The organism is Rathayibacter sp. AY1D2, assembly GCF_002932695.1.
Taxonomy (GTDB): Bacteria; Actinomycetota; Actinomycetes; order Actinomycetales; family Microbacteriaceae; genus Rathayibacter.
Genome location: NZ_PSVX01000097.1, coordinates 1 through 8,830 on the forward strand (window position 1 = coordinate 1; position 8,830 = coordinate 8,830).

The following is an 8,830-nucleotide window of genomic DNA, read 5'->3' on the forward strand; positions in this document are numbered from 1 at the left end:
TCGCCGCGGGAGACCCGCGCCGAGCGGTGCAGCATCTGCCACGCCGTCACTCCGTTGACCACGACGGCCTCGGCGTCCTCCGACGCGACCGCGTCGGGGCCGCGCACCCACTCCCCCCCGCCGCCACCGCCGCCCCCGCCCTCGACGCCGCCGCGATCATGGCCCGCTGCGACGAGCTCGCCGCGGTCTCCTCCAGCCGCGACGGCATCGAGCGGGTCTACCTCTCGCCCGAGCACGCCCGGGTGAACGCGATGGCCGCGCGCTGGATGACCGAGGCCGGCATGCGCACCTGGCAGGACGCGGCCGGCAACCAGTGCGGCCGCTACGAGGGCGCGACTCCGGGACTCCCGGCGCTCCTGCTCGGCTCCCACCTCGACACGGTCCCCGACGCGGGCCGCTACGACGGGATCCTCGGCGTGACGCTCGCGATCGCCGTGGTGTCGCGCCTGCACGGGGCGGGCCGGCGCCTGCCGTTCGCCGTCGAGGTCGTCGCGTTCGGCGACGAGGAGGGCACCCGCTTCGGCACGGCGCTCCTCGGCTCCCGCGCCCTCGCCGGCACCTGGGACGAGCACTGGTGGGAGCTCGAGGACGCCGACGGGACGACGCTCGTCGAGGCGTTCCACGAGTTCGGGCTGGACCCCTCGCGCATCCGCACCGCCGCGCGCGACGCGCAGGACGTTCTCGCTTATCTCGAGGCGCACATCGAGCAGGGCCCCTACCTGGAGGAGGCGGACCGCGCCCTCGCCGTGGTCTCCTCGATAGCGGGCGCCCGCCGCTTCGCACTCACCCTCACCGGCAAGGCCGGGCACGCGGGCGGAGTTCCGCTCGACCGCCGCCGCGACGCGCTCACCGGGGCGGCCGAGGCCGTGCTCGCGGTGGAGCGCATCGCGCGGGAGCAGGGCGTGATCGCCACGGTCGGCCGGCTCGAGACCTTCCCGGGCGCGGTCAACGTCATCCCCGGCCGGGTCGAGTTCAGCCTCGACCTCCGCGCCGAGACCGACGCCCAGCGCGACGCGGCGTGGGACGCCATCGAGCACGCGATGTCGGAGTCGGCGTCGCGCCGCCGTCTCGCGCTGACGGTGGAGGAGACCCATTCGGCCCCCGCGGTCGTCGCCTCCTCTCGGCTGCAGGACGTCGTGCGCGCGGGCATCCGCGCGACCGGGGACGCGGAGCCGATGGTGCTGTTCTCCAAGGCCGGCCACGACGCGACGGCGGTCGCCGACCTCGCCGAGTACGCGATGCTCTTCCTCCGCTGCGAGGGCGGCGTCAGCCACCACCCGGACGAGAACGTGACCGAGGCCGACGTCGCGACCGCGCTCGACGCGTTCGAGGCGGCCGTGCTGGCGCTCGCCGACGGGACGCCGACCGCGTGACCCCCGCCCCGGCCCCCTCGACGAGCATCGGTCACCGCATCGATGCCGGCTACGCCGCGCTGTCGCGGCAGGAGCAGCGGGCGGCCGACTTCATCCTCGACCACCTCGGCGACCTGGCCGTCTACACGGCGACCGAGCTCGCCCAGCACAGCGGAGTGTCCAAGGCCACGGTCTCGCGGCTGTTCCGCCGCCTGGGGTTCTCGAACTCGCAGGAGGTGCGCGAGCACGCCCGGGCGCTGCGGTCCTCCGGTGTGCCGGTCGGTCCCGCGCAGGGGCAGGGGGATCCGCTCGCCGCGCACCTCGAGAGCGAGCGGGCGAACCTGGCCCGGCTGGCCGCCGCGTTCGGCGACGGGCGGCTGGAGGAGGCGGTGCGGCTGATCGCGGGAGCGCGCGAGGTCGTCGTGATCGGACTGCGCAACAGCTACCCGGTGGCGCTGCACCTGCGCCAGCAGCTCGCGCAGGCGCGCGGACGCGTCCGGATCGCCCCGCAGCCCGGCCAGTCGCTCGGTGAGGAGCTCGAGGGGCTCGGAGCCGAGGACGTCGTGGTGCTGGTCGGCTTCCGCCGCCGCCCCGCCTCCTTCGCGGCCCTGATCGGGACGCTCGCCGCGCGCGAGGTGCCCGTGGTGCTCCTCGCGGATCCGCCCGCCCGGCGCTACGCGGAGCACGCGGCGGTCTGGCTGGAGTGCCCGGTCGACAGCGGCACGGCGCTGGACAGCTACGCGGCGGCGATGAGCGCGGTCGCGCTCGTGGCCTCCGGAGTGCTCGGGGCGTCGCCGAGGGAGTCGCGCGAGCGGATCGCCGGGATCAGCACGGCCTACGCGGAGCTCGCCGAGCTGGAGGACCGGCCGTGAGCGAGGCGGCGGAGCTGATCCGCGCGCACGCCAAGGACCCCGTCGGGCAGGCCGACCCGACTCCGGCCCTCGGCCGGGCCGAGCTGATCACCCCCACCTGCGGCGACCGGATCGAGCTGCGCGTCGACGGCGGCGTCGAGCAGGTGCACCTCGCCTGGAGCGGGCGGGGGTGCGAGGTCTCGCGGGGATCCGCGTCGCTGCTCCTGGACGGTCTCGACGGGCTGCCGGCGTCGGACATGCGGGAGCGGATCGACGCGTTCCTCGCGGCGATGGCGCACCGGGAGGGTGCTCTCGCCGGCGACGAACAGGCGCTGCTCGCGGTGGCGGGCAACCCCGTCCGCTCCGTCTGCGCGACGCTGGCCTGGCGGGCGCTGGCCGCCGCCCTCGACGACGCGGGCCTGGCGTGAACCGCTCAGTCCGGCCCGTCGCGGTCGGATCCCGACCACAGATCGCCGCACTCCACCCCGCGCGCGCCCCTCGCGCGGAGCAGGTCGCGCGCGCCGGAGTCGCCGTGCACGCCCTCGAGGAGCTCCGGCCAGTGGTCCCGTCCCAGCAGCACCGGATGACCGGGCCGACCGCGGAAGACCGCGCGGGCGAGCACGTCCGGCGCGACCGGCGCCTCCGCGAGCAGCCGGGCCCCCACGCTCGGCGGCTCCTCGGGCAGGTCGACCAGGGCGACCAGCGCGGCGACGCCCTCAGCCGCGGCGAGACCCGCGCGGAGCGACGCCGAGAGGCCGCTCTCCCACTCCGCCGCGACGACCACGTCCGCGGACGGCGGCACCAGGAGGCGCGCCCGTCCGGCCTCCGCGCCCAGGACCACGAGCACCCGCTCGCAGCCCACCGCGCGGAGCCTCTCGACGGCCCGCTCCACCCAGGGAACTCCCGCCGCGTCGCACCGCAGCGCCTTCGGGCCGCCCGCCCGGCGCCCCGCACCCGCCGCGAGCACCAGCCCGACGAGGTCCCGACTCCCGACCAGATCCATCCGACCATCGTGCCGCAGGCCGAGCCCCTGCTCCGCCGGACGAAGGAGACCGCATGACCGACACCCGATCCGAGACCGCCCGCGACGTGCTGCTCGCGTGCCTCGCCGTCCCCCGCTGGGCCGACGAGGTCGCCTCCGGCGCGCCCTACCCGTCGGCCGACGCGCTCGCCGACGCGGCCGAGCGGGCCGCGCGCACGCTCACCGAGGAGGAGGTGGAGGCGGCGCTGGCCGACCACCCCCGGATCGGCGAGCGGCACGCGGGCGCGGGGCGCTCCTCCGCGTTCTCGGCCGCGGAGCAGGCGGCGAGCCGCACGGGCGACGAGGAGCTGACCCGGCGGCTGCTGGCCGGCAACCGCGCCTACGAGGAGCGGTTCGGGCGCGTGTTCCTCCTCCGCGCGGCCGGCCGCGACCGGGCCGAGGTCGTCGCGGAGCTGGAGCGGAGGCTCGGGCTCGACGACGAGACGGAGGCCCGCATCGTCGCGGAGCAGCTGCGGGAGATCACGGTGCTGCGCGTCCGCGGCCTCGACGACGGGCGCCTCGTCCGGGCGGAGGCCGCACGATGAGCGGGCACGCCAGCCGCGTCACCACCCACGTGCTCGACGCCGTCCGCGGCCGCCCCGCACGCGGCGTCCCGGTGGCTCTCGACGCCCGTGTCGGCTCCGGCTGGGAGCGCCTCGCCGAGGCCCGCACCGACGACGACGGCCGCGTGGCGGCCTTCGGGCCGGAGCGCCTGGCCGCCGGGGTCCACCCGGTCGTCTTCGACACCGGCGCCTGGTTCGCCGCCTCGGGCACCGAGTCGTTCTACCCCGAGGTCGTCGTCGCCTTCCGCCTCGACGACGAGGAGGCGCACTTCCACATCCCGCTCCTGCTCAGTCCCTTCGCCTACTCGACCTACCGGGGCAGCTGATGCAGCTGCAGGACGTCCTCGACGCGCCGCAGCTGCGGCTGCGCGTGCTGGTCGCCGGCGACGGGGCGCTCGCCCGGCCGGTCGACGGCATCTTCACGACCGACCTCCTCGATCCGCGCCGCTACATCTCGCGCGACCAGCTGGTGCTGACAGGTCTGGTCTGGCGTCGGGACGCCCAGGACAGCGCGGCCTTCGTCGCCGCGGTCGCGGACTCGGGTGCCAGCGCTCTGCTCGCCGGCGAGGGCGTTCGACAGGTGCGCCGTGATCGCGCCGAACGACACATCGGCCGGCACGGCGATCAGCGGGACGTCGTGCTCGCGGCAGGCGACGACGAGGTCGTCCGGCACGAAGCCCAGCAGCCCCTCGCCGGCGAGCAGAGCGCTGGCACCCGAGTCCGCGACCGCGGCGACGAAGGCCGCGCTGTCCTGGGCGTCCCGACGCCAGACCAGACCTGTCAGCACCAGCTGGTCGCGCGAGATGTAGCGGCGCGGATCGAGGAGGTCGGTCGTGAAGATGCCGTCGACCGGCCGGGCGAGCGCCCCGTCGCCGGCGACCAGCACGCGCAGCCGCAGCTGCGGCGCGTCGAGGACGTCCTGCAGCTGCATCAGCTGCCCCGGTAGGTCGAGTAGGCGAAGGGACTGAGCAGGAGCGGGATGTGGAAGTGCGCCTCCTCGTCGTCGAGGCGGAAGGCGACGACGACCTCGGGGTAGAACGACTCGGTGCCCGAGGCGGCGAACCAGGCGCCGGTGTCGAAGACGACCCGGTGGACCCCGGCGGCCAGGCGCTCCGGCCCGAAGGCCGCCACGCGGCCGTCGTCGTCGGTGCGGGCCTCGGCGAGGCGCTCCCAGCCGGAGCCGACACGGGCGTCGAGAGCCACCGGGACGCCGCGTGCGGGGCGGCCGCGGACGGCGTCGAGCACGTGGGTGGTGACGCGGCTGGCGTGCCCGCTCATCGTGCGGCCTCCGCCCGGACGAGGCGCCCGTCGTCGAGGCCGCGGACGCGCAGCACCGTGATCTCCCGCAGCTGCTCCGCGACGATGCGGGCCTCCGTCTCGTCGTCGAGCCCGAGCCTCCGCTCCAGCTCCGCGACGACCTCGGCCCGGTCGCGGCCGGCCGCGCGGAGGAGGAACACGCGCCCGAACCGCTCCTCGTAGGCGCGGTTGCCGGCCAGCAGCCGCCGGGTCAGCTCCTCGTCGCCCGTGCGGCTCGCCGCCTGCTCCGCGGCCGAGAACGCGGAGGAGCGCCCCGCGCCCGCGTGCCGCTCGCCGATCCGGCGGTGGTCGGCAAGCGCCGCCTCCACCTCCTCCTCGGTGACCGTGCGCGAGGCACGCTCAGCCGCGCCGGCGAGCGAGTCGGCCGACGGGTAGGGCGCGCCGGAGGCGACCTCGTCGGCCCAGCGGGGGACGGCGAGGCACGCGAGCAGCACGTCGCGGGCGGTCTCGGATCGGGTGTCGGTCATGCGGTCTCCTTCGTCCGGCGGAGCAGGGGCTCGGCCTGCGGCACGATGGTCGGATGGATCTGGTCGGGAGTCGGGACCTCGTCGGGCTGGTGCTCGCGGCGGGTGCGGGGCGCCGGGCGGGCGGCCCAAAGGCGCTGCGGTGCGACGCGGCGGGAGTTCCCTGGGTGGAGCGGGCCGTCGAGAGGCTCCGCGCGGTGGGCTGCGAGCGGGTGCTCGTGGTCCTGGGCGCGGAGGCCGGACGGGCGCGCCTCCTGGTGCCGCCGTCCGCGGACGTGGTCGTCGCGGCGGAGTGGGAGAGCGGCCTCTCGGCGTCGCTCCGCGCGGGTCTCGCCGCGGCTGAGGGCGTCGCCGCGCTGGTCGCCCTGGTCGACCTGCCCGAGGAGCCGCCGAGCGTGGGGGCCCGGCTGCTCGCGGAGGCGCCGGTCGCGCCGGACGTGCTCGCCCGCGCGGTCTTCCGCGGTCGGCCCGGTCATCCGGTGCTGCTGGGACGGGACCACTGGCCGGAGCTCCTCGAGGGCGTGCACGGCGACTCCGGCCCGCGCGACTTGCTCCGCGCGAGGGGCGCGCGCGGGGTGGAGTGCGGCGATCTGTGGTCGGGATCCGACCGCGACGGGCCGGACTGAGCGGTTCACGCCAGGCCCGCGTCGTCGAGGGCGGCGGCCAGCGCCCGCCAGGCCAGCGTCGCGCAGACGGAGCGGACGGGGTTGCCCGCCACCGCGAGCAGCGCCTGTTCGTCGCCGGCGAGAGCACCCTCCCGGTGCGCCATCGCCGCGAGGAACGCGTCGATCCGCTCCCGCATGTCCGACGCCGGCAGCCCGTCGAGACCGTCCAGGAGCAGCGACGCGGATCCCCGCGAGACCTCGCACCCCCGCCCGCTCCAGGCGAGGTGCACCTGCTCGACGCCGCCGTCGACGCGCAGCTCGATCCGGTCGCCGCAGGTGGGGGTGATCAGCTCGGCCCGGCCGAGGGCCGGAGTCGGGTCGGCCTGCCCGACGGGGTCCTTGGCGTGCGCGCGGATCAGCTCCGCCGCCTCGCTCACGGCCGGTCCTCCAGCTCGGCGAGCTCCGCGTAGGCCGTGCTGATCCCGGCGATCCGCTCGCGCGACTCCCTCGGCGACGCCCCGAGCACTCCGGAGGCCACGAGCGCGACCGCGCTCATCGCCGCCGCGTAGCTGTCCAGCGCCGTGCCGCTGTCGACCGGGCACTCCAGCCAGACCGCCGCGTGCTCCGCGTAGCGCCGGGCGGGCGGATCCGCGAGGAGCACCACGGGCACCTCGCGCGCGGCGAGCGTCCCGATCAGGGCCGCGAAGGAGGCGGGGCGGCGGCGGAAGCCGACCAGCACCACGACGTCCTCGGCTCCGAGCCCCTCGAGCTCCTCACCGAGCGACTGGCCGGGCTGCGGGGCGATCCGGACGCGTCCGCGCGCCTGCGCGAGCTGCTGGCGCAGGTGCAGCGCCACCGGGTAGCTGTTGCGCAGTCCGATCACGACGACCTCGCGCGCTCCCGCGATCAGCCGCACCGCCTCCTCCAGCCGCCCGTCGCCGAACGCGGCGGCCAGCCGGGCCAGGGTCGCCCGCTCGCTCTCGAGGTGCGCGGCGAGCGGATCCCCCCGCCCCTGCGCGGGACCCACCGGCACACCGGAGGACCGCAGCGCCCGGGCGTGCTCGCGCACCTCCTGCGAGTTCGAGAACCCCAGGCGGCGGAACAGCCGCGAGACCGTGGCCTTGGACACTCCGCTGTGCTGGGCGAGCTCGGTCGCCGTGTAGACGGCCAGGTCGCCGAGGTGGTCGAGGATGAAGTCGGCCGCCCGCTGCTCCTGCCGCGACAGCGCGGCGTAGCCGGCATCGATGCGGTGACCGATGCTCGTCGAGGGGGCCGGGGCGGGGGTCACGCGGTCGGCGTCCCGTCGGCGAGCGCCAGCACGGCCGCCTCGAACGCGTCGAGCGCGGTCGCGACGTCGGCCTCGGTCACGTTCTCGTCCGGGTGGTGGCTGACGCCGCCCTCGCAGCGGAGGAAGAGCATCGCGTACTCGGCGAGGTCGGCGACCGCCGTCGCGTCGTGGCCGGCCTTGGAGAACAGCACCATCGGCTCCGCGTCCCCGGTCGCGCGGATGCCCGCGCGCACGACGTCCTGCAGCCGAGAGGAGGCGACGACCGCGGGGGCCGAATGGGTCTCCTCCACCGTCAGCGCGAGACGGCGGCGCGACGCCGACTCCGACATCGCGTGCTCGATGGCGTCCCACGCCGCGTCGCGCTGGGCGTCGGTCTCGGCGCGGAGGTCGAGGCTGAACTCGACCCGGCCGGGGATGACGTTGACCGCGCCCGGGAAGGTCTCGAGCCGGCCGACCGTGGCGATCGCGCCCTGCTCCCGCTCGGTGCGCTCCACCGCGAGCACGGCCTCGGCCGCCCCGGTGAGCGCGTCGCGGCGGCGGTCGAGCGGAACTCCGCCCGCGTGCCCGGCCTTGCCGGTGAGGGTGAGTGCGAAGCGGCGGGCGCCCGCTATCGAGGAGACCACGGCGAGGGCGCGGTCCGCCTCCTCCAGGTAGGGGCCCTGCTCGATGTGCGCCTCGAGATAAGCGAGAACGTCCTGCGCGTCGCGCGCGGCGGTGCGGATGCGCGAGGGGTCCAGCCCGAACTCGTGGAACGCCTCGACGAGCGTCGTCCCGTCGGCGTCCTCGAGCTCCCACCAGTGCTCGTCCCAGGTGCCGGCGAGGGCGCGGGAGCCGAGGAGCGCCGTGCCGAAGCGGGTGCCCTCCTCGTCGCCGAACGCGACGACCTCGACGGCGAACGGCAGGCGCCGGCCCGCCCCGTGCAGGCGCGACACCACGGCGATCGCGAGCGTCACGCCGAGGATCCCGTCGTAGCGGCCCGCGTCGGGGACCGTGTCGAGGTGGGAGCCGAGCAGGAGCGCCGGGAGTCCCGGAGTCGCGCCCTCGTAGCGGCCGCACTGGTTGCCGGCCGCGTCCTGCCAGGTGCGCATGCCGGCCTCGGTCATCCAGCGCGCGGCCATCGCGTTCACCCGGGCGTGCTCGGGCGAGAGGTAGACCCGCTCGATGCCGTCGCGGCTGGAGGAGACCGCGGCGAGCTCGTCGCAGCGGGCCATGATCGCGGCGGCGTCGAGGGCGGGGGCGGCGGTGGCGGCGGGGGGGAGTGGGTGCGCGGCCCCGACGCGGTCGCGTCGGAGGACGCCGAGGCCGTCGTGGTCAACGGAGTGACGGCGTGGCAGATGCTGCACCGCTCGGCGCGGGTCTCCCGCGGCGA

At 76.5% G+C, this 8,830-nt stretch carries 12 protein-coding genes and 2 pseudogenes; 7 read left to right on the top strand and 7 right to left on the bottom strand.

Features of this window, described 5'->3' with window-relative positions; all coding sequences use genetic code 11:
- Positions 1-155 precede the first annotated feature (155 nt).
- From C5D04_RS17000 to C5D04_RS17010, 3 genes are read left to right on the top strand one after another with little or no spacing between them, the layout of a single operon-like run.
- Positions 156-1,373, top strand: a complete 1,218-nt coding sequence (locus C5D04_RS17000; protein WP_308471777.1) for an allantoate amidohydrolase — start codon at positions 156-158, stop codon at positions 1,371-1,373.
- The gene (locus C5D04_RS17005) at positions 1,370-2,224 is read left to right on the top strand and encodes a MurR/RpiR family transcriptional regulator (protein WP_219812189.1); all 855 of its coding nucleotides are present in this window, start codon (positions 1,370-1,372) and stop codon (positions 2,222-2,224) included. The genes C5D04_RS17000 and C5D04_RS17005 overlap by 4 nt, the downstream gene beginning before the upstream one ends.
- Complete coding sequence (locus C5D04_RS17010; protein WP_104348089.1) at positions 2,221-2,631, top strand: iron-sulfur cluster assembly scaffold protein; 411 nt, start codon at positions 2,221-2,223, stop codon at positions 2,629-2,631. Before C5D04_RS17005 ends, C5D04_RS17010 begins: the two co-directional genes overlap by 4 nt.
- A gap of 5 nt (positions 2,632-2,636) precedes the next feature.
- Here the strand turns inward: C5D04_RS17010 and C5D04_RS17015 are convergent, their stop codons facing one another.
- A complete protein-coding gene (locus tag C5D04_RS17015; protein WP_104348090.1) occupies positions 2,637-3,206 on the bottom strand; it encodes an NTP transferase domain-containing protein in 570 nt (189 codons plus the stop codon).
- Between the two features lie 53 nt (positions 3,207-3,259).
- On the opposite strand from C5D04_RS17015, the gene uraD (C5D04_RS17020) reads away from it, so the two are divergent.
- The 3 genes and pseudogenes from uraD (C5D04_RS17020) to C5D04_RS18900 all read left to right on the top strand — a co-directional run.
- Complete coding sequence (gene uraD, locus C5D04_RS17020; protein ID WP_104234584.1) at positions 3,260-3,769, top strand: 2-oxo-4-hydroxy-4-carboxy-5-ureidoimidazoline decarboxylase; 510 nt, start codon at positions 3,260-3,262, stop codon at positions 3,767-3,769.
- Positions 3,766-4,113, top strand: a complete 348-nt coding sequence (gene uraH, locus C5D04_RS17025) for a hydroxyisourate hydrolase (RefSeq protein ID WP_104348091.1) — start codon at positions 3,766-3,768, stop codon at positions 4,111-4,113. The genes uraD (C5D04_RS17020) and uraH (C5D04_RS17025) overlap by 4 nt, the downstream gene beginning before the upstream one ends.
- A pseudogene (locus C5D04_RS18900) lies at positions 4,113-4,304 on the top strand (hypothetical protein); the annotation flags it as partial. The gene uraH (C5D04_RS17025) and the pseudogene C5D04_RS18900, both read left to right, overlap by 1 nt.
- 63 nt (positions 4,305-4,367) lie before the next feature.
- Here the strand turns inward: C5D04_RS18900 and C5D04_RS18905 are convergent.
- The 3 genes and pseudogenes from C5D04_RS18905 to uraD (C5D04_RS17040) form a co-directional block, all read right to left on the bottom strand.
- Positions 4,368-4,718 (bottom strand): annotated as a pseudogene (locus tag C5D04_RS18905) (PucR family transcriptional regulator ligand-binding domain-containing protein); the annotation flags it as partial.
- Positions 4,718-5,065: a hydroxyisourate hydrolase gene (uraH, locus tag C5D04_RS17035; protein WP_104223494.1), complete on the bottom strand. Its 348-nt coding sequence runs from the start codon at positions 5,063-5,065 to the stop codon at positions 4,718-4,720. The pseudogene C5D04_RS18905 and the gene uraH (C5D04_RS17035), both read right to left, overlap by 1 nt.
- A complete protein-coding gene (gene uraD, locus C5D04_RS17040; protein ID WP_104348093.1) occupies positions 5,062-5,571 on the bottom strand; it encodes a 2-oxo-4-hydroxy-4-carboxy-5-ureidoimidazoline decarboxylase in 510 nt (169 codons plus the stop codon). The genes uraH (C5D04_RS17035) and uraD (C5D04_RS17040) overlap by 4 nt, the downstream gene beginning before the upstream one ends.
- Positions 5,572-5,624: 53 nt before the next feature.
- Here uraD (C5D04_RS17040) and C5D04_RS17045 point away from each other — a divergent pair, with 53 nt between their 5' ends.
- The gene (locus tag C5D04_RS17045) at positions 5,625-6,194 is read left to right on the top strand and encodes an NTP transferase domain-containing protein (RefSeq protein ID WP_104348094.1); all 570 of its coding nucleotides are present in this window, start codon (positions 5,625-5,627) and stop codon (positions 6,192-6,194) included.
- Positions 6,195-6,199: 5 nt separating this feature from the next.
- Here C5D04_RS17045 and C5D04_RS17050 read toward each other — a convergent pair whose 3' ends face one another.
- Genes C5D04_RS17050 through C5D04_RS17060 form a run of 3 tightly spaced genes read right to left on the bottom strand, consistent with a single transcriptional unit; the run spans position 6,200 to position 8,675 of the window.
- Complete coding sequence (locus tag C5D04_RS17050; protein WP_104348089.1) at positions 6,200-6,610, bottom strand: iron-sulfur cluster assembly scaffold protein; 411 nt, start codon at positions 6,608-6,610, stop codon at positions 6,200-6,202.
- A complete protein-coding gene (locus C5D04_RS17055; RefSeq protein ID WP_219815044.1) occupies positions 6,607-7,461 on the bottom strand; it encodes a MurR/RpiR family transcriptional regulator in 855 nt (284 codons plus the stop codon). Before C5D04_RS17055 ends, C5D04_RS17050 begins: the two co-directional genes overlap by 4 nt.
- On the bottom strand, positions 7,458-8,675 hold the full coding sequence (locus tag C5D04_RS17060; protein ID WP_308471778.1) for an allantoate amidohydrolase: 1,218 nt from the start codon (positions 8,673-8,675) through the stop codon (positions 7,458-7,460). The genes C5D04_RS17055 and C5D04_RS17060 overlap by 4 nt, the downstream gene beginning before the upstream one ends.
- Positions 8,676-8,830 lie beyond the last annotated feature (155 nt).